The sequence below is a fragment of the Streptomyces sp. UW30 genome (assembly GCF_008042075.1).
Lineage (GTDB): Bacteria > Actinomycetota > Actinomycetes > Streptomycetales > Streptomycetaceae > Streptomyces.
Window position 1 is genome coordinate 1 of record NZ_RDBN01000031.1, and the last position, 19,052, is coordinate 19,052.

The window sequence follows — 19,052 nt, forward strand, 5'->3', positions numbered from 1 at the left end:
GCCTATGCAGGCCACACCCACCACCGCGAGCAGGAACAGCAGAGCCTCGCTGGTCAGGTTCAGGGTGCCGCGCAGCTGTGTGAGGACGAGGGTGAGCAGCACCGGCAGCACCAGTCCCGCGACGGGTCCGGCGATGAGCCGGGCTTTGGAGAGCGTACGGCGGCGCGCGTGTCCGATGCTCCTCACGGGGTCCCGACGCGCGGTCCCGCGCATACCGGAACCGGTCCGCCCATCGAGTCGTTCAGTGTGGTGACGTGACGTCAACTCCGCTTTTCCGCACGGAACTTGGCCGACGTTCGCAGCGCATGGTGATCTGCTGGACGGGCGCTCGGTGCACGCGGCGTTCCGGACGAACGAGTGGCGGGTGCCGGCCGTCGGGGCGGCCTGGACATACTGATCGCCGGGATGCAGCCGCGCCCGGCGAGCCTGCGTACCTCAAGGCGCCGATGGCCGCGGGCCGTCGGCTACTCCAGCCCGGAGACCTTGAACACCGTCGCCGCGTTCTCGCGGTCGATCCGCTCCGCCACGCGCCGCAGCACGGTCTCCCCGCAGGTCAGGGTTCCGCGGTCCAGAGACGTGTGGGCGTCCTCGTAGAGGCGGTGCCACAGGTCCGGGTTGCCGACGAGGACCTGGGGGTCGATCTCGACGCGGTGGCCGAAGACGTCCCGGAGCACCAGCCGTTGGGCGACACCGTCCAGGCAGCGCACCGACACCAGAAGGTCGGTGCGCACGCGCCGGATACGCAGTAGCCGGCGGGAGGCCAGCCAGCCCTCGCCGGCCGAGACCTGTGCCGGACAGAGCACCACGAAGAGCAGGACCGCCAGCGTGAGCCACAGCGCGGCCCGCTGGTCGGTGAGGGAGCCCGCGCCCCAGTCGATCAGGAACAGCAGCCCCAGCAGCACGGCGGCGCAGCGGACCGAGTCGAACAGATCGCGTGCCCAGCGGCGGTCGTACGCCGCCTCTTCCAGCGGACCGGCGGCCGGTTGCCCGATCAGGTCGTCGTCGCGCGCGTCGTTGCGGTGTTCCATACGACCGACGCTAGGGATCGCGCGAGCCGGAACAACGCACCTTGATGGGACTCTGACGGACGCCGGACGGTTCTTGACGCCGTCGCAGCGACCCGTGCCGTTGTGCGCGTCACACGCGCGTCAAGGTGGTGTCAAGGACGGCCGCTTCGGCGCGAAGAAAGCGCAAGGAGCGGTCGGGAACGGCCGGTTGCGGACAGAACCTTGGTCAGTCATCCGCGCCCCTCGCGTGTGACGGCTCGTCCGTACGAAGGAGCACGCATCCCATGTCCGTCCTGACCACCGCGCCCGGGGCGACCCCCGCCGACGAGGAACCGCCGGATACCGGCGAACGGCACCGGCTCACCGCCGTCACGGGCCTGGCCGCCCTGTCCCTCGACGCCATGGCGTCCGTGGCCTACGGGCCCGAGGCGATCGTCCTGGTGCTGGCCGCGGCCGGCGCCCACGGCCTCGGCTTCACGCTCCCGGTCACCCTCGCCATCGCCGCGCTGCTGGCGGTGCTGGTCGCCTCGTACCGGCAGGTGATCGCGGCCTTCCCGGACGGCGGCGGCTCCTACGCCGTGGCCAAGACGCACCTGGGCAAGCGCACGAGCCTGGTGGCGGCGGCCTCGCTCGTCCTGGACTACGTCCTCAACGTCGCCGTCGCCGTCACCGCCGGTGTGGCCGCCCTGACCTCCGCCTTCCCGGCGCTCTACGACGACCGGCTGTGGCTGTGCCTGGCCGTGCTCGCGCTGGTCACGGCCGTCAACCTGCGGGGCATCGTGGAGTCGGCGAAGGCGTTCATCGTGCCGACGGTCGTGTTTGTCGGCTCGATCTTCGTGCTGATAGCCGTGGGTCTGTTCCGGTCCGAGCCGGTCAGTACCGCGACCGCGGCCGGGCACGCCTCGGTCCTCTCCGACAACGCCACCAGCATCGGCGCCCTGCTCCTGCTGAAGGCCTTCGCCTCCGGGTGTGCCGCCCTGACCGGCGTCGAGGCCATCGCCAACGCCGTCCCCTCCTTCCGCGTCCCGCGCGCCAAGCGTGCCCAGCGCGCGGAGATCGCGCTCGGCGCCGTGCTCGGCGTGATGCTGATCGGCCTGTCGGTGCTGATCTCCCGCTTCCATCTCCAGCCGGTCGAGGGCGTCACCGTCCTCGCCCAGCTCGCGGATGCCTCGCTCGGCCACAACTGGGCGTTCTACGTCATCCAGTTCGCGACCATGGTCCTGCTGGCCCTCTCCGCGAACACCTCCTTCGGCGGCCTGCCCGTGCTGCTGAAGCTGCTCGCCCGCGACAACTACCTGCCGCACGTGTTCGCCCTGAAGGCCGACCGGCAGGTGCACCGGCACGGCGTGCTGGCGCTGACCGCAGTCTCCGCCGCGCTGATCGTCTTCTCGGGCGGCGACACCAACACCCTCGTGCCGCTCTTCGCCATCGGCGTCTTCGTCGGCTTCACCATCGCGCAGGTCGGCATGGTCCGGCACTGGCTCATCGAGCGCGGGGCGGGGTGGCGCGGCAAGGCGCTGCTCAACGGCTTCGGCGGGCTGCTGACCGGCGTCTCGGCCGTCGTCGTCACCGCGAGCAAGTTCGGGGAGGGCGCCTGGCTGATCGTGATCGCCCTCCCCGTGCTCGTCATGGCCTTCGAGACCGTGCACCGCGCCTACACCCGCATCGGCGAGCGTCTCGGCCTCGGCCGTATCCCCGAGCACCCGCATCGCGACCGCTCGGTCGTGATCGTCCCCGTGTCCACCCTCTCCCGGCTCACCTCGGAGGCGCTGACCGCCGCCGCGTCCCTGGGCGACGAGGTCCGGGCCGTCACCGTCTGCTACCCCGACCCCGAGGACCGGGCCGCTCTGCACTCCCTGGAGCGCTCCTGGGCCGACTGGGACCCGGGGGTGCCACTGATCCGGCTGACCTGCGAGCGGCGCAGTCTGGGGCGCCCCATCGCCGCCTACGTCCGTGACGTCATGGCCGCCGAGCCCGCCACCCGGGTCACCGTGCTGATCCCGGAGACCGAGCCGGAGCGGCTGTGGCAGCGGCTGCTGCAGAACCAGCGGGGCGCGGTCGTCGCGCACGCCGTCCGCAAGGAGACCGACGCGGTGATCTGCCGGCTGCGGTTCCGCTTGTCCTGATCCCGGCGCGCCTTTGACCTGCGGCGATCGTGTCGCCGTAAGAGTTCCGTCAAAGGCGCGCAGTGGGCCGTAAGGGAGCCGTCAACGGCGCTCGAATCCGGCCACGAAGGCTGTTTCCTCGAAGCGTCCCTGTCCAACGAACCTCACTCCAGGAGTTCACGATGGCCGATCTGGCCTTCGTCGTCACCACGATCGCGTGCTTCGCACTGGTGGCTCTCGTCGCCAAGGGGGTGACCAAGCTGTGACCGCCGAGAACATCGTCGGCCTCGTCGTGGCCGTCGCCCTGCTGGGCTATCTCGTCCTCGCCCTGATCTTCCCGGAGAGGTTCTGAGACAAGAAATGGGTCCCGTACTTGCCGGCGTGCTCCAGTTGCTCGCCCTGATCGCAGCACTGGCGCTCGCCTACATCCCGCTTGGCAACTACATGGCCAAGGTCTACTCCTCCGACAAGCACTGGCGTGTCGAGAAGTGGATCTACAAGGGCATCGGTGCCAACCCCGACACCGAGATGCGCTGGACCGCCTACCTGCGCGGCGTCCTCGCCTTCTCCGCCGTCGGTGTCCTGTTCCTCTACCTGCTCCAGCGGTTCCAGGGCGTGCTGCCCGGTTCGCTCGGCTTCTCCGCCATCGACCCGGACCAGGCGTTCAACACCGCCGCGTCCTTCGTGAGCAACACCAACTGGCAGTCGTACTACGGCGAGCAGGCCATGGGCCACGTCGTGCAGACCGCCGGTCTGGCCGTGCAGAACTTCGTCTCCGCGGCCGTCGGCATCGCCGTCGCCGTGGCGCTGGTGCGCGGGTTCTCGCGCTCGCGCACCGGTGAGCTGGGCAACTTCTGGGCCGACCTGGTGCGCGGCACCATCCGCATCCTGGTCCCGATCGCGGCCGTCGCCGCGGTCGTCCTGGTCGCGTGCGGCGCCATCCAGAACTTCTCCGGTATCCACGAGGTCGGGCAGTTCATGGGCGGCCAGCAGCAGTGGAACGGCGGCRCGGTCGCCTCGCAGGAGGCCATCAAGGAGCTGGGCACCAACGGTGGCGGCTACTTCAACGCCAACAGCGCCCACCCCTTCGAGAACCCCACCCCGTTCTCGAACCTCTTCGAGATCTTCCTGATCCTCGTCATCCCGTTCGCGCTGACCCGCACCTTCGGCATCATGGTCGGCTCGGTCAAGCAGGGCTACGCGATCCTCGCCACGATGGCCACCATCTGGCTCGGCTTCACCGCCCTGATGATGTGGACCGAGTTCGCCCACCACGGCCCGGCGTTCGAGATCGCGGGCGGGGCGTACGAGGGCAAGGAGGTCCGCTTCGGCGTCGGCGGCTCGTCGATCTTCGCGACGGCGACCACCCTCACCTCGACCGGTGCGGTGGACTCCTTCCACTCGTCCTTCACCGRCCTCGGCGGCGGCATCACCATGCTCGGCATGATGCTGGGCGAGATCGCGCCCGGCGGTACCGGCTCCGGCCTCTACGGCATGCTGATCATGGCGATCATCGCGGTGTTCATCGCCGGTCTGATGGTCGGCCGTACGCCCGAGTACCTGGGCAAGAAGATCGGCTCCCGCGAGATCAAGCTGGCCGCCTGCTACATCCTGGTCACGCCGGCGCTGGTGCTCGTCTTCACCGCCTTCGCGATGGCCCTGCCCACCCCGGTCAACTCGATGACCAACAGCGGGGCGCACGGATTCTCCGAGATCCTGTACGCCTACACGTCCGCCTCCAACAACAACGGCTCGGCCTTCGCCGGTCTGAACGCGGACACGCAGTGGTTCAACAGCACGCTGGGCCTGTGCATGCTGCTCGGCCGCTTCGTGCCGATGGTGTTCGTGCTGGCGCTGGCCGGCTCGCTCGCCGAGCAGAAGCCGGTGCCGGCGACCGCGGGCACCCTGCGCACCGACAAGCCCCTGTACACGGGTCTGCTCGTCGGCACGATCATCATCATCACCGGTCTGACGTACTTCCCGGCCCTCGCGCTCGGGCCGCTGGCCGAGGGGCTGGCGTGATGACCACTCGCATCGAGAAGCAAGAGGACTCCATGTCCWCAGCCACCCCGACCCGGGCGCCGCACAGCGACGTGCCCACCGGTCACAAGACCCCCGAGGGCCGTGTGGGCGCGGGCCTCTTCGACCCGAAGCAGCTGCTCARGTCGCTGCCGGACGCCTTCCGCAAGCTCGACCCSCGGGTGATGGTCAAGTCSCCCGTSMTGTTCGTGGTSYYSGTCGGCTCCGTGCTGACGACGGCCTTCTCCTTCAAGGASCCGGGCGACTGGTTCGGCTGGACGATCAGCGCCTGGCTGTGGCTGACGGTGATCTTCGCCAACCTGGCGGAGGCCGTCGCCGAGGGCCGCGGCAAGGCCCAGGCCGACACCCTGCGCAAAGCCAAGACCGACACGGTGGCCCGCAGGCTCAACGGTTCCGTCGAGGAGCGTGTGCCGGGCACCGAGCTGAAGATCGGCGACCTGGTCGTCTGCGAGGCCGGCGACATCATCCCCGGTGACGGCGACGTCGTCGAAGGCGTGGCCTCCGTCGACGAGTCGGCCATCACCGGTGAGTCGGCCCCGGTCATCCGCGAGTCCGGCGGCGACCGCTCGGCGGTCACCGGCGGTACGAAGGTCCTCTCCGACCGCATCGTCATCAAGATCACGACGAAGCCCGGCGAGACCTTCATCGACCGGATGATCAACCTGGTCGAGGGCGCGGCCCGGCAGAAGACGCCGAACGAGATCGCGCTGAACATCCTGCTGGCCTCGCTGACGATCGTCTTCCTGCTGGCCTGCGCCACGCTGCCGCCGCTGGCGGACTACGCGGGCACGCACCTGACGATGGTCGTGCTGGTCGCCCTGCTGGTCTGTCTGATCCCGACCACGATCGGCGCCCTGCTCTCCGCGATCGGCATCGCGGGCATGGACCGCCTGGTCCAGCGCAACGTCCTGGCGATGTCCGGCCGCGCGGTCGAGGCCGCCGGTGACGTCTCCACGCTGCTGCTCGACAAGACCGGCACCATCACGCTCGGCAACCGCCAGGCCGCGGAGTTCGCCCCGGTCGCGGGTGCCACCGAGGCCGAGGTCGCGGACGCCGCCCAGCTGTCGTCGTTGGCCGACGAGACGCCCGAGGGCCGCTCCATCGTCGTCCTGGCGAAGGAGAAGTACGGGCTGCGCGAGCGTCACCAGGGTGAGTTGGCGGGCGCCGAGTGGATCGCGTTCACCGCGCAGACCCGGATGTCCGGCGTGGACGTCGACGGGCGCAAGATCCGCAAGGGCGCGGCCGGTTCGGTCATCGCCTGGGTGCAGGAGCGCGGCGGCACCGTCGCCGACGACGCGGACACGATCGCCAACCGCATCTCGGAAGCCGGCGGCACCCCGCTGCTGGTCGCCGTGGAGGACGCCGAGGGCGCTCGCATCCTGGGCGTCATCCACCTCAAGGACGTCGTCAAGGACGGCATGCGGGAGCGGTTCGAGGAACTGCGCCGCATGGGCATCAAGACCGTCATGATCACGGGTGACAACCCGCTGACCGCCAAGGCGATCGCCGACGAGGCGGGCGTCGACGACTTCCTCGCGGAGGCGACTCCCGAGGACAAGATGGCACTCATCMAGCGGGAGCAGGCGGGCGGCAAGCTCGTCGCGATGACCGGCGACGGTACGAACGACGCGCCCGCGCTCGCGCAGGCCGACGTCGGCGTGGCCATGAACACCGGTACGTCGGCCGCCAAGGAGGCCGGCAACATGGTCGACCTCGACTCCAACCCGACCAAGCTGATCGAGATCGTCGAGRTCGGCAAGCAGTTGCTGATCACGCGCGGTGCGCTGACCACGTTCTCCATCGCCAACGACGTCGCGAAGTACTTCGCGATCATCCCGGCGCTGTTCGCGGTCGTCTACCCGGGCCTGGACAAGCTCAACGTCATGAACCTGTCCTCGCCGGACTCCGCGATCCTGTCCGCGGTCATCTTCAACGCGCTGATCATCATCGCGCTGGTGCCGCTGTCCCTGAAGGGCGTGCAGTACCGGCCGGTCAGCGCCGACAAGATGCTGCGCCGCAACCTGACCATCTACGGTCTGGGCGGCCTGATCGCGCCCTTCATCGGCATCAAGATCATCGACCTGCTCATCTCTCTCATCCCCGGGATCGGTTGATCCATCATGAACAACTCCGTATCGAACACGGCCCGGTTGCTCGGGGCGGGCCTGCGTGCCCTCCTCGTGCTGACCCTGGTGACCGGTGTCATCTACCCGCTGGTCGTCACCGGCATCGCGCAGGGGCTGTTCAGCAACAAGGCGAACGGCTCCGAGATCAAGGCGGACGGCAAGGTCGTCGGCTCCTCCCTGATCGGCCAGGCCTACAACCTGCCGCTGAAGAAGGGCGAGGAGACCCCGGCGCCCGACCTGAAGTGGTTCCAGGGCCGCCCGCAGAACGGCCTCGGCGCCAACAGCGTCAACACCCAGTACAAGCTCATCCTGTCCGGCGCGACCAACCGGTCCGGCGACAACGAAGAGCTCATCCAGTGGGTGAAGGACGCCAAGGCCGCCGTGGTCAAGGACAACTCGACCGCCGGCTACAAGGTCAAGCCGTCCCAGGTGCCCGCCGACGCGGTGACGTCCTCCGGTTCCGGCCTGGACCCGAACATCTCCCCGAGTTACGCGGACATCCAGGTCCACCGGGTCGCCGAGAAGAACGGCCTGTCCGCCGGCCAGGTGCAGAAGCTGGTCGACGAGCACACCGACGGCCGCACCCTCGGCTTCATGGGCGAGCCGCGCGTGAACGTCCTGGAGCTCAACATCGCGCTCAAGGAACTCGTGGCCAAGAGCTGATGGCGTTACGCGACCCGAGCGGGAGTCGGCGGCCGGGCACCTCCGGTTCCGCCGACTCCCGCCGCCGTGAAGCCGGTTGCCGACGTGCAGGACAGGAAGGCGTACACCCATGACCCGGGTGCTGGTGGTGGAGGACGACCCGCAGCTGGTGCGGGCCCTCGTGATCAACATGCAGGCACGCAAGTACGGCGTGGACGCGGCCCCCGACGGTGCCACAGCGCTCAGAATCGCGGCCGCACGCCAGCCCGACGTCGTCATGCTCGACCTCGGTCTCCCCGACATGGACGGCGTCGACGTCATCAAGGCCCTGCGCGGCTGGACCCGCGTACCGATCCTGGTGCTGTCGGCACGTCAGGCGTCCGACGAGAAGGTCGTCGCCCTCGACGCCGGGGCCGACGACTACGTCACCAAGCCGTTCAGCATGGACGAGCTGATGGCGCGGCTGCGGGCCGCCGTCCGACGCAGCGAGGACACTCCGCTCGCCCCAGAGACGACGCTCGTGGAGACGGACGAGTTCACCATCGACCTGCGGGCGAAGAAGGTCGCCCGCGGCGGCCGGGACGTACGGCTCACACCGACGGAATGGCATCTGCTGGAGATCCTGGTCACCAGTCCCGGCCGGCTCGTCACCCAGAAGTACCTGCTCCAGGAGGTCTGGGGGGTCTCCCAGAGCAGCAAGACCAACTACCTGAGGGTCTACATGGCGCAGTTGCGCCGCAAGCTGGAAGCCGACCCCTCGCACCCCCGCTATCTGATCACCGAACCCGGCATGGGTTACCGCTTCGAAGGGTGAACATGGCACGCGGCAAACTTCGGATCTACCTCGGTGCGGCACCGGGCGTCGGCAAGACGTACGCGATGCTGTCCGAGGCGCACCGGCGGGTGGAGCGCGGCACCGACTGCGTCGTCGCCTTCGTGGAGCACCACGACCGGCCGCGCACCGAGGTGATGCTGCACGGCCTGGAGCAGATACGGCGGAGGGACCTGGAGTACCGGGACACCTCCTTCACGGAGATGGACATCGACGCCGTCCTGGCCCGGCGCCCCAAGGTGGCGCTGGTGGACGAGCTGGCCCACACCAACATCCCCGGCTCCCGCAACGCCAAGCGCTGGCAGGACGTCGAGGAACTCCTCGCCGCCGGCATCGACGTCATATCGACGGTCAACATCCAGCACCTGGAGTCGCTGGGCGATGTCGTCGAGTCCATCACCGGGGTACGGCAGCAGGAGACCGTCCCCGACGAGGTCGTACGCCGCGYCGACCAGGTGGAGCTGGTCGACATGTCGCCCCAGGCGCTACGGCGGCGGATGGCGCACGGCAACATCTACAAGTCGGACAAGGTCGACGCGGCCCTGTCCAACTACTTCCGGCCCGGAAACCTCACCGCGCTACGGGAGTTGGCGCTGCTGTGGGTGGCCGACCGGGTCGACGAATACCTCAACGCCTACCGCAGCGAGCACGAGGTCTCGACGATCTGGGGCTCGCGCGAGCGCATCGTCGTCGGCCTGACCGGCGGTCCGGAGGGGCGCACCCTGATCCGCCGGGCCGCGCGGCTCGCGGAGAAGGGCGCCGGCGGTGAGGTGCTCGCCGTGTACATCGCCCGCAGCGACGGTCTGACGTCCTCGTCGCCGAAGGAACTCGCCGTGCAGCGCGGGCTGGTGGAGGACCTCGGCGGCACCTTCCACCACGTCGTCGGCGACGACATCCCCGTGGCCCTGCTGGACTTCGCACGCGGCGTGAACGCCACCCAGATCGTGCTCGGCGTCTCGCGCCGCAAGAGCTGGCAGTACGTCTTCGGACCCGGCGTCGGCGCCACGGTCGCCCGGGACTCGGGACCCGACCTCGACGTCCACCTCATCACCCACGACGAGGCGGGCAAGGGGCGCGGACTTCCCGTGCCCCGCAGCGCGCGCCTCGGCCGGTCGCGGATCATCTGGGGCTGGCTGGTCGGTGTGCTCGGCCCGGCCGTCCTCACCGCGCTGCTGACGCATGTCGCGCCCGAAGTCGGCCTCGCCAACGACATGTTGCTGTACCTGTCGCTGACGGTGGCCTCGGCGCTCCTCGGCGGCCTGCTGCCGGCGCTGGCCTCCGCGGTGGTGGGCTCACTGCTGCTGAACTGGTTCTTCACCCCGCCTGTCCACACGCTGACCATCGCCGACCCGAAGAACATCGTCGCCATCGCGATCTTCGTCGGGGTTGCGGTGTCCGTGGCCTCCGTGGTGGACCTCGCCGCCCGCCGCACCCACCAGGCCAACCGCCTGCGCGCCGAGTCGGAGATCCTGTCCTTCCTCGCCGGGAACGTGCTGCGCGGCGAGACCAGCCTGGAGGCACTGCTGGAGCGGGTCCGCGAGACCTTCGGCATGGACTCCGTGGCGCTGCTGGAGCGCGAGAGCGACGTCGACCCGYGGACCTGCGCCGGCAGTGTGGGCTCCCGGCCCTGCCAGGACCCCGACGACGCCGACGTGGACGTGCCGGTCGGCGACCACATGGCGCTCGCGCTGACCGGCCGGGTGCTGCCCGCCGAGGACCGCCGGGTGCTGGCCGCGTTCGCCGCGCAGTCCGCGGTCGTCCTGGACCGCCAGCGGCTGCGGCGCGAGGCGGACCGGGCCAAGGAGCTGGCCGAGGGCAACCGCATCCGTACGGCGCTGCTGGCCGCCGTCAGCCACGATCTGCGCACGCCCCTCGCGGGGATAAAGGCATCCGTCTCCTCGCTGCGGTCCGACGACGTGGCCTGGTCGGAGGAGGACGAGGCCGAGCTCCTCCAGGCCATCGAGGAGGGCGCCGACCGGCTCGACCTCCTCGTCGGCAACCTGCTCGACATGTCGCGCCTCCAGACCGGCACGGTCACGCCGCTGATCCGGGAGGTCGACCTGGACGAGGTGGTGCCGATGGCGCTGGGCGGGGTGCCGGAGGGAAGCGTGGAGCTGGACATCCCTGAGACGCTGCCGATGGTCAGCGTGGACAAGGGCCTGCTGGAGCGGGTCGTTGCCAACGTCGTCGAGAACGCCGTCAAGTACAGCCCCCAGGACGAGCCCGTGCTGGTCTCCGCGAGCGCCATCCGCGACCGGGTCGAGGTCCGGGTGGTCGACCGCGGGCGGGGTGTGCCCGACGAGGCCAAGGAACGCATCTTCGAGCCCTTCCAGCGCTACGGCGACGCCCCGCGCGGCGCGGGAGTCGGACTCGGCCTGGCCGTCGCCCGCGGCTTCGCCGACGCGATGGGCGGCACGATCACCGCGGAGGACACACCCGGCGGCGGTCTCACGATGGTGCTGAGCCTGCGGATGGCGCAGGAGCGCAGGCCGGGGGAGTCGGACGATCCCGGCGAGCCGGAGGTGCCGGCCGCGGCCATGTCGTGACAGGTCGTCAACCGGTCCTGGCGGTGGCGCTCGCTCGTCACGCCCCCTCCGGCGGCACCGTCCGGCCCGCCAACTCCCTGGTGTCCAGCCCCAGTCGCCAGACGTTGCGGCGGTGCACGGCGGCCAGCTCCGACTCCAGCGGGGACGGCGGTACCGCCAGAACCGGGCAGGTCGCGTGGGCGAGGCAGTAGCGGGTCACCGAGCGGCAGCAGGCGCGGTGCCAGAGGCTGCGGCGGCCGGCGCCGACGACGAGGATGTCGTCCTCGCGGTCGGCGACCTCCACCAGGGCCAGGCCCGGACTACCCTGCGCGACCAGGGCGTACATCCATACTCCGGGGCCGGTGTCGCCCAGGGCGTCCTTCAGGACGCCGACCAGCCGCTCCCGCGCCAGCCGCTGCCATTCGTCGGTCAGCAGGCTCGCCCCCGGACCCCGSCGGGCGGSGASSTCSCCGCCCGGCGGCTGCCACGCCAGCACCGGCCAGAGCTCGGCRCCGCGCCGCCGCGCCTCCTCGGCGCCCCGGGCGAGCGCGGTGAGGCTGCCCAGCGAGCCGCTCACGCCCACCACGACCCGTGGGCTCACGCGGCCGTCGGAACCAGACATGACTCCACCGTTCTGCTTTCGCGTCATTCTTTCGCGGGTTCTTCCTCCCGCGGGGAGACCCTCGACGGGCCTTTCCATGACACTCCCGCCACAGCCCCGCAGCCAGCCCGGACGGCACTTCTTGGCGCACCTCTGACGGCGCTCGTCCCGGACCGCCGGGCCCGGTGTCAGCATCCCGTCAGCGTCCGGCCGATTCACGTCAGCATCGCGTCATGAGCGATGCGGAACCCCGGGGCACCGGGCATAGCGTCGATGGCAAGCCCCGGTCCGCCTCCCCGCGTCCGGGGCCGACAAGCGACCCGACGATCCACCTCGGAATCCTTCCGGAGGCCCCCATGGCAAAGATCCTGTCCGACGAAGACCCGGAGCCCTCTGAACGGTTCCCGGCCGGCCCCCTGTACGTTCCGGTCCGGCCGGGACAGTCCTCCTGCGCGGCCCGCCTCTTCCGTACGCCCATCGGTGACCGCACGGCCGTGGGGTTCACCTCCCGGCGGAAGCTGACCGCGACCCTCGGTGCCGACCAGCCCTGGATCCGCCTCGCCGAGCCGGCCCTGCGCTCCCTGACCGCGCCGCTCGGCGTCACCACCGTCACGGTGGACCCCCAGTTCTGCGCCCCGGCTCCGGCCCCGACGTCCCCGACCGGGCCGTCCGCGGCGGACCACGGCCGACCGCACTCCGGTCCCCGTTTCCGTGAAGGTGCCTGGGATCCCCAGGCCGTGGGAGCGCTGCGCGTGACAGGCGCGGCGGCGCTCGTCTCCGTGCTCGCGATGTGGATCGGCTGAGGGGGATCGCACGATGACCACCGTTCACGAACCCGCGGTGACCAACGCGGCCGGTGCTCTGTCCGTGTGGCCGGCCTCGGCCGTCGAGCCGCGCGGGGGCGAGATCACCGTCGCCGGTGTGCCGCTCGCCGAGATCGCCGACCGCTTCGGCACCCCCGTCTACGTCATCGACGAGGACGAGGTCCGCGAGCGCTGCCGCACCTACCGGCACGCCTTCCCCGAGGCCGAAGTCCTGTACGCGGCCAAGGCGTTCCTGTGCCGGGCGATGATCCACTGGGTGGACGAGGAGGGCCTGGGCCTGGACGTCTGCTCGGCCGGCGAGCTGGAGCTCGCGGTCACCACCGGCTTCCCGCCGGACAGGATCGTGCTGCACGGCAACGCCAAGTCCCCGCGCGACCTCGATACCGCGCTGCGCCTCGGGGTCGGCCGCATCGTGATCGACAGCCCCTCCGAGATCGCCCGGCTGGCCGCCGCGGTCGGCCCCGACGGACATCAGAAGGTGATGGTCCGCGTCGTGCCCGGCGTCAGCGCCGGCGGCCACGAGAAGATCCGCACCGGCACCGAGGACCAGAAGTTCGGCCTGTCCATCTCGGACGGCTACGCGCAGCACGCCATCGCCCGGATACTGGACCAGCCGCAGCTCGAACTGACCGGCCTGCATTGCCACTTGGGCTCGCAGATCACCAGCGTCAAGCCCTACCTCTCCGCCGTACGCCGCATGGTCGGCCTGATGGCCCGGCTGTACGAGCAGCACGGACTGGTGCTGCGCGAACTCGACCTGGGCGGCGGCCACGGCATCGCCTACCGCCCGGGCGAACCCGCCCTGGACCTGACCGCGCTCGCCCGCAAGGTGCGTGCCGAACTGGCCGAGGCCTGCACGGCCGCCGGGCTCACCGTGCCCCGCCTCATCATCGAGCCGGGCCGTGCCATCGCAGGTCCGGCGGGCATCGCGCTCTACCACGTCCTGTCCGTGAAGCAGACCGGCGCGCACACCTACATCGCTGTGGACGGCGGCATGAGCGACAACCCCCGGCCCGCGCTGTACGGGGTGCGCTATGCGCCCCGCCTGGTCGGCAGGCACAGCACCGCCGCCCCGGCCCCGGTGACCGTGGTGGGCCGGCACTGCGAGGCGGGCGACATCCTCGCCGCCGACGTCGAACTCCCCGACGACATCCGCCCCGGAGACCTGCTCGCCATTCCGGCGGCCGGCGCCTACCACCTGTCCATGGCCTCCGGCTACAACCTGGTCGGCCGCCCGCCCCTGGTCGCTGTGCACGACGGCCTCGCCCGCCTCCTGGTCCGCCGCGAGTCCTTGGACGACATCCGCAGCCGCGACGTGGGCCTGTAGCCGACGCCGCGATCCGAACCACCTCCGGACGAGGCACGGCCCGGCCCTCGTCCGGAGGTGCGGCGTTTCCGGGCCCTTCTCACCCCTCACCGTCCACTCCGTAATGTTCGCCAGGCAGGCCGAATGTTTCGCCTGCATCCTCGGTGACATCAGAAGGTATTGCACCGACGGGAGATTCACCGCGTACAAGGGGTTGTCACCGTTTGGAAGCTGTCTCTAGGGTGCGGCAGCAACGAACCTTTCTGAATCGTCTTCGAAAGTTTCGAAACTGATGGGCGGTCATGGACGAACCGTCCCGTACCCAAGGAGCGCATGATGGGCTACCCGGGACTGTCCCGCCGCGGCTTCCTGGCGGTCTCCGCCGCGGCCGGTGTGGGCATGACGGCACTGAGCGGCTGCGGCGGAGACTCGGGTGGAGGGTCGTCGGACGGCACGACCACCATCGAGTGGTGGAACATCTCCACCACCGAGCCGACCAAGGGCGTCTGGGCTGCGCTGGCCAAGAAGTTCGAGGCCCAGAACCCCAAGGTCAAGGTGAAGATCGTCCAGTTGGAGAACGACGCCTACAAATCGAAGATGACGGCCCTGACCGCCTCCGGGAAGCTGCCCGACATCTTCCACACCTGGGGCGGTGGCGTCCTGAAGCAGCAGGTCGACGCCGGACTCGTCGATGACCTCACCGACCGGACCAAGGACTTCGCCGACGGCCTGCTGCCGGTCGCGAAGGAGCCGTACCTCCTCGACGAGAAGGTGTACGGCATCCCGTTCGACATCGGCATGATCGGCTTCTGGTACAACAAGGCGCTCTTCCAGGACGCGGGCATCACCGAGCCGCCGACCACCTGGGGCGCCTTCCTCGACGCCGTACGGAAGTTGAAGGCGAAGGGCACCACGCCGCTCGCCCTCGCGGGCAAGGAGAAGTGGCCCGGCATGTACTACTGGGCCTACCTCTCGATGCGCACCGCCGGCGCCTCGGCCCTCCAGAAGGCGTACGACGACAAGGACTTCACCGGCGACCCCTTCGTCCAGGCCGGACAGCACCTCCAGGAGCTCGTCGACCTCCAGCCGTTCCAGAAGGGCTTCCTCGGCGCCGCCTACTCCAGCCCCACCGGCCAGGCCGCGAGCGTCGGTAACGGCAAGGCGGCGATGGAGCTCATGGGCCAGTGGGCCCCGGTCGTCCAGGCCGACGCCGGCAAGGGCCTCGGCGACGACCTCGGCTTCTTCCCGTTCCCCGCGGTCGAGGGCGGCAAGGGCACGATCACCGAGGTCTTCGGCGGGGGCGGCGGACACGCCCTGCGCAGCGGAGCCCCGCAAGCCGCCGTCGACTTCCTGAAGTTCTTCGCCTCCGAGGCCACGGACGTGGAACTGGTCAAGAAGACCGGCGCCCTCCCGGTCGTCCCGGCCGCCGAGAGCGCCATCACCGACCCCAACATCAAGGCCGTTCAGGCACAGTTGAAGGCCGCCACCGGCTTCCAGCTCTATCTGGACCAGGCTTACGCTCCCGCCGTCGGCCAGGAGGTCAACGACAGCGTCGGCGCGCTCATCGCCGGGTCCAAGTCCCCGCAGCAGGTCGCCGAGTCGATCACGAAGACCGCGAAGGAAGAGCAGTAGCCGGCGATGACCTCCACGTTCCTGCCGGACAAGCGGACCGGCCCCGGCGTCGAACTCCCGCCCCCGCCCGCCGGCACGGCCCGGGGGCGGGCCCGGCGGCGCGCGCTGCACTGGCTCACCGCGGTCGGCTTCCAGGTGCCGGCCCTGCTGCTCTTCCTGGTCCTGGTGCTGCTGCCGATGCTGTTCGCGCTGTACGCGGCCTTCTTCCGCTGGGGCGGCTTCGGGATGCCGTCCGACTACATCGGCGCCGACAACTTCACCCGGCTCTTCCAGGACCCCGTCTTCCTCGGCGACCTGTGGCGCTGCCTGGTCCTGGTCCTGCTGTCGCTCGCGATCCAGCTGCCGTTCGCGCTCGCCATGGCCGTCCTGCTCAACCAGAAACTGCGCGGCCGGGCCTTCTACCGGATGCTGTTCTTCGGGCCGTACGTCCTGTCCGAGGCCATCACCGGCGTCCTGTTCGGCATGATCTTCGCCCCCGACGACGGCCTCGCCGACCGGATCCTGGGCGGGATCGGCCTCGACGGGCTCGGCGGCGAGTGGTTCGCCGACCCGTCGACCGTCATGGCCACCCTGTTCCTGGTCATGACCTGGAAGTACTTCGGCTTCCACATGATGCTCTACCTGGCCGGACTCCAGGCCGTCCCGGCCGAGTTGACCGAGGCCGCGCTCATCGACGGTGCGAACGCCTGGCAGCGCTTGCGCAGCGTCACCCTGCCCCTGCTCGCGCCCACCCTGCGGATCAGCGTGTTCCTGTCCGTGATCGGGTCCATCCAGCTCTTCGACCTGGTCTGGGTGACCACCGCGGGCGGCCCCGACCACCACTCCGAGACGATGGCCGTGACCATGTTCCAGTACGGCTTCAAGCGCTRCCAGGTCGGCTACGCCAGCGCGATCAGCGTGGCCATGTTCGGCATCAGCCTCGTCTTCGCCCTCGCCTACCAGCGGTTCGTGCTCCGCCGCGACCTCGAAGGAGCCACCACGACGATGCGGGGAGGCGTCAAGTGACGGCCAGGTCCGGCAGGAAGAGCCTGCCGCTGCACGTGATCCTCGTCGTGGTCGGCGCGGTGATGGTCGTGCCGCTGCTGTACGCCGTGCTGTCCGGCTTCAAATCCACCGACGAACTCTCCCGCAACCCGGTCGGGCTGCCGGAGTCCTGGGTGACCGGCAACTACACGGACATCCTCGGCTCGGGGGACTTCTGGCGGCTGATCGGCAACAGCACCCTGATCGCGATCGGTACGACCGTCCTCGTCGTGGCGGTCTCCGCGCTCTCGGCGTTCTCCTTCGCGCGATTCGCCTTCCGGGGACGCGAGACCCTGTTCACCCTGTTCACGATGGGGCTGATGTTCCCCTTCGCGGTGGCGGCCCTGCCCCTGTTCCTGCTGCTGCGCTCCATGGRACTGCTGGACAACCCGCTCGGCGTGATCCTCCCGCAGGCCGCCTTCGGGCTGCCGATGACCATCATCATCCTGCGCGGCTTCTTCCGGGACATCCCGGGCGAGTTGGAGGAGGCGGCCACGCTCGACGGATGCAGCTCCTTCGGGTTCTTCTGGCGGGTGCTGCTGCCCATGGCGCGGCCTGCGCTCGGCACAGTATCGGTCCTCGCCGTCGTCACCAGCTGGAACAACTTCTTCCTGCCGCTGCTGGTGTTCACCGACTCCACGTGGTGGACCATCCCCATCGGCGTCCAGCAGTTCCAGGGCCAGTACTCCGCGGACTACGCCCGCGTCTTCGCCTACCTGGTGCTGGCCATGGTCCCCGCCCTCGCGTTCTACTCGGTCGCCGAGCGCCAGCTCGTCGGCGGCCTCACCGCCGGCGCGACCAAGGGTTGACCACGCTGGAGGACAACCTCCGGATCCGACCGAGGCGTGCAGGCACTGAAGTAGGTCGCCACTGTCCCCCGGCGCATGGAGAACTACGGTGAGTGACCACCGCCGGACACACATCGGGGCCGGCTCGCAGTAAGAGTCTGCGACCGGCCCCTCGGAGTACGCCGGGCGTCCGTCGAGCCGCCCGGTGGTGCAGGGCCCTACCGGCGTTGTCCGCCGGCGAAGCGCTACGCGGCGGTCATCACCTTGCCGGTGCCCAGCGGACGGTGCGGGGCGATGATCTGGCCGTCGGGCAGGAGCTCACCGGTGTCCTCGAACAGCAGAACGCCGTTGCACAGCAGGCTCCATCCCTGCTCCGGGTGGTGCGCCAGGAGACGGGCGGATTCCCGGTCGGCGGAGTCGGCTGAAGGGCACGGTTGCTGGTGCTGGCACATGGATGGGATCTTTCGCTCTGTTGTGATCTGTGAGGTGGCTGTCTTGTCTGTCTCGCGGCGTGAAGCCTCGTTCATGGCCGCTCCCCCGTTGTGATAAGTCGGTCGGAACCCAGTGTTGCCCCACGGGCGTCAATCCGCAGGGATTTCGCAGCACCGCTTTCTCACAGGTTGATGACGCATCACCCGCGCGGACGGTTCATCCCAACTGCACTGTCACTTCGGATGGTTCGCAGTGGTCGGATGGGGCTAGTCCATGCGGGCCGGGGGTGCGGAGGGGCTCGTTCGAGCGCATTCCCGCTCGTGCGAGCGATGCTTTCCTCGCCGTAGCGCCTTTTGATGCTCAGGCGAGCGTTCAATTGCTCGTACGAGAGCTTTATGGCTCGTGCGAGCGAGTTTCCTGTTGTCCGATACGAGCCTAATCCCCTGCACCCCCAATTCCATCGTCGAACACAGGCGTACCCCGCCGCCCATTCCGGGTGGCGGGGTACGCGTGCGTTCGCGCCGTGGTGCCGTCAGGCGGGGGAGCCGAGTAGCGGAGGCAGGGGCGGCAGCGGGGCCGGGGTCGCCCGGTGGGTGAGCACCGGGAGCAGTTCGGCGACCCGGTGCGGCACGTGGGCCGCGATGCCGGGCGGGGCCGGGGCCAGCGGTACGAGCATGTCCGCGGCGTCGGGATGGCCGGTGGCGCCGTCCGCGGTGCAGTCGCCGTGCAGCCAGAGCGCGAGCATGTAGAGGCTCGGGAGTGACAGCAGCCGGGGCTGGTAGGGCTGCGCGATGCTCTCCGCCTGGCGCAGGGCCCGCTCGGTCGAGGCGATGTAGGGGCCCTCGAAGAAGTGCGAGAACGCCCAGCCGTCGGGGGTCAGCCGGGTCTCGGCCGCGGCCACCGCGCGGTCGCCGCACCGGATCAGGAAGCGCCAGCCGGCCAGCCGCGTCGCGGACACGCCCGCCGGGGTGATCTCGTCCAGGACGTGGACGGGCAACGGCAGTTCGGGTGTGGCGGGCCCCTGGGCGGCGCGCAGGGAGGGCGTTCGGGCCTCGCGGACGGCGGTGGGTGAGCCGAGGGCGGTGAGGACGGAGCGAAGTGCGGGCGCGGGAGCCGGKGGSACATTCAGCGGGCATGGTGCACTGTGCAGTTTCGGACGGCTCACGAAC

17 protein-coding genes are annotated in these 19,052 nt (G+C 69.9%); 12 read left to right on the top strand and 5 right to left on the bottom strand.

The features are described 5' to 3' along the window. Together EAO75_RS15010 and EAO75_RS15015 are read right to left on the bottom strand one after the other, a co-directional pair. The coding region (locus EAO75_RS15010; RefSeq protein ID WP_147995565.1) for a hypothetical protein at positions 1-186 on the bottom strand (186 nt) is incomplete at its 3' end. 278 nt (positions 187-464) lie between these two features. Continuing rightward, positions 465-1,028 carry a hypothetical protein gene (locus tag EAO75_RS15015; RefSeq protein ID WP_261989301.1) on the bottom strand — a complete coding sequence of 188 codons (564 nt, stop codon included), beginning with the start codon at positions 1,026-1,028 and terminating at the stop codon, positions 465-467. A gap of 263 nt (positions 1,029-1,291) precedes the next feature. Here EAO75_RS15015 and EAO75_RS15020 point away from each other — a divergent pair, with 263 nt between their 5' ends. The 7 genes from EAO75_RS15020 to EAO75_RS15055 all read left to right on the top strand — a co-directional run bounded on the left by EAO75_RS15020 (position 1,292) and on the right by EAO75_RS15055 (position 11,298). After that, entirely contained in the window at positions 1,292-3,133 is a 1,842-nt protein-coding gene (locus EAO75_RS15020; RefSeq protein WP_147995566.1) for an APC family permease, read from the top strand. 241 nt (positions 3,134-3,374) lie between these two features. Beyond that, positions 3,375-3,464: a K(+)-transporting ATPase subunit F gene (gene kdpF / locus EAO75_RS15030; protein WP_016434100.1), complete on the top strand. Its 90-nt coding sequence runs from the start codon at positions 3,375-3,377 to the stop codon at positions 3,462-3,464. A gap of 8 nt (positions 3,465-3,472) precedes the next feature. Continuing rightward, positions 3,473-5,134: a potassium-transporting ATPase subunit KdpA gene (gene kdpA, locus EAO75_RS15035; protein ID WP_147995568.1), complete on the top strand. Its 1,662-nt coding sequence runs from the start codon at positions 3,473-3,475 to the stop codon at positions 5,132-5,134. Beyond that, positions 5,134-7,266 carry a potassium-transporting ATPase subunit KdpB gene (kdpB, locus tag EAO75_RS15040; RefSeq protein ID WP_187284449.1) on the top strand — a complete coding sequence of 711 codons (2,133 nt, stop codon included), beginning with the start codon at positions 5,134-5,136 and terminating at the stop codon, positions 7,264-7,266. Before kdpA ends, kdpB begins: the two co-directional genes overlap by 1 nt. A 6-nt stretch (positions 7,267-7,272) precedes the next feature. After that, the gene (locus tag EAO75_RS15045) at positions 7,273-7,941 is read left to right on the top strand and encodes a potassium-transporting ATPase subunit C (RefSeq protein WP_147995569.1); all 669 of its coding nucleotides are present in this window, start codon (positions 7,273-7,275) and stop codon (positions 7,939-7,941) included. A 109-nt stretch (positions 7,942-8,050) separates the two neighbouring features. Beyond that, positions 8,051-8,734, top strand: coding sequence for a response regulator (locus EAO75_RS15050; RefSeq protein ID WP_147995570.1), 684 nt, complete (start codon positions 8,051-8,053; stop codon positions 8,732-8,734). A gap of 2 nt (positions 8,735-8,736) precedes the next feature. Beyond that, complete coding sequence (locus EAO75_RS15055; RefSeq protein ID WP_147995571.1) at positions 8,737-11,298, top strand: DUF4118 domain-containing protein; 2,562 nt, start codon at positions 8,737-8,739, stop codon at positions 11,296-11,298. Between the two features lie 37 nt (positions 11,299-11,335). Here the strand turns inward: EAO75_RS15055 and EAO75_RS15060 are convergent, their stop codons facing one another. Next, positions 11,336-11,899, bottom strand: a complete 564-nt coding sequence (locus tag EAO75_RS15060; protein WP_147995572.1) for a universal stress protein — start codon at positions 11,897-11,899, stop codon at positions 11,336-11,338. A 335-nt stretch (positions 11,900-12,234) separates the two neighbouring features. Here EAO75_RS15060 and EAO75_RS15065 point away from each other — a divergent pair, with 335 nt between their 5' ends. The 5 genes from EAO75_RS15065 to EAO75_RS15085 all read left to right on the top strand — a co-directional run bounded on the left by EAO75_RS15065 (position 12,235) and on the right by EAO75_RS15085 (position 17,472). Next, positions 12,235-12,681 (top strand): SAV_915 family protein, encoded by a 447-nt coding sequence (locus tag EAO75_RS15065; RefSeq protein WP_147995573.1) that lies wholly within the window; start codon positions 12,235-12,237, stop codon positions 12,679-12,681. A gap of 13 nt (positions 12,682-12,694) precedes the next feature. Further along, the gene (gene lysA, locus EAO75_RS15070) at positions 12,695-14,029 is read left to right on the top strand and encodes a diaminopimelate decarboxylase (protein WP_147995574.1); all 1,335 of its coding nucleotides are present in this window, start codon (positions 12,695-12,697) and stop codon (positions 14,027-14,029) included. A gap of 315 nt (positions 14,030-14,344) precedes the next feature. Next, positions 14,345-15,640: an extracellular solute-binding protein gene (locus EAO75_RS15075; protein ID WP_147995582.1), complete on the top strand. Its 1,296-nt coding sequence runs from the start codon at positions 14,345-14,347 to the stop codon at positions 15,638-15,640. A gap of 6 nt (positions 15,641-15,646) precedes the next feature. Continuing rightward, positions 15,647-16,645, top strand: a complete 999-nt coding sequence (locus EAO75_RS15080) for a carbohydrate ABC transporter permease (protein ID WP_147995575.1) — start codon at positions 15,647-15,649, stop codon at positions 16,643-16,645. Next, a complete protein-coding gene (locus EAO75_RS15085) occupies positions 16,642-17,472 on the top strand; it encodes a carbohydrate ABC transporter permease (protein WP_147995576.1) in 831 nt (276 codons plus the stop codon). The genes EAO75_RS15080 and EAO75_RS15085 overlap by 4 nt, the downstream gene beginning before the upstream one ends. A 224-nt stretch (positions 17,473-17,696) precedes the next feature. Here EAO75_RS15085 and EAO75_RS15090 read toward each other — a convergent pair whose 3' ends face one another. Both EAO75_RS15090 and EAO75_RS15095 read right to left on the bottom strand, forming a co-directional pair. Next, the gene (locus tag EAO75_RS15090; protein ID WP_147995577.1) at positions 17,697-17,903 is read right to left on the bottom strand and encodes a DUF5999 family protein; all 207 of its coding nucleotides are present in this window, start codon (positions 17,901-17,903) and stop codon (positions 17,697-17,699) included. Between the two features lie 512 nt (positions 17,904-18,415). Next, positions 18,416-19,048, bottom strand: coding sequence for a hypothetical protein (locus EAO75_RS15095; RefSeq protein WP_261989302.1), 633 nt, complete (start codon positions 19,046-19,048; stop codon positions 18,416-18,418). Positions 19,049-19,052 lie beyond the last annotated feature (4 nt).

Bases quoted from the DNA above. Each gene is read 5' to 3' on its own strand.
- EAO75_RS15015 (WP_261989301.1), bottom strand. From the start codon at position 1,028: ATGGAACACCGCAACGACGCGCGCGACGACGACCTGATCGGGCAACCG.
- EAO75_RS15020 (WP_147995566.1), top strand. From the start codon at position 1,292: ATGTCCGTCCTGACCACCGCGCCCGGGGCGACCCCCGCCGACGAGGAA.
- EAO75_RS15045 (WP_147995569.1), top strand. From the start codon at position 7,273: ATGAACAACTCCGTATCGAACACGGCCCGGTTGCTCGGGGCGGGCCTG.
- EAO75_RS15050 (WP_147995570.1), top strand. From the start codon at position 8,051: ATGACCCGGGTGCTGGTGGTGGAGGACGACCCGCAGCTGGTGCGGGCC.
- EAO75_RS15065 (WP_147995573.1), top strand. From the start codon at position 12,235: ATGGCAAAGATCCTGTCCGACGAAGACCCGGAGCCCTCTGAACGGTTC.
- lysA (WP_147995574.1), top strand. From the start codon at position 12,695: ATGACCACCGTTCACGAACCCGCGGTGACCAACGCGGCCGGTGCTCTG.
- EAO75_RS15075 (WP_147995582.1), top strand. From the start codon at position 14,345: ATGGGCTACCCGGGACTGTCCCGCCGCGGCTTCCTGGCGGTCTCCGCC.
- EAO75_RS15090 (WP_147995577.1), bottom strand. From the start codon at position 17,903: ATGTGCCAGCACCAGCAACCGTGCCCTTCAGCCGACTCCGCCGACCGG.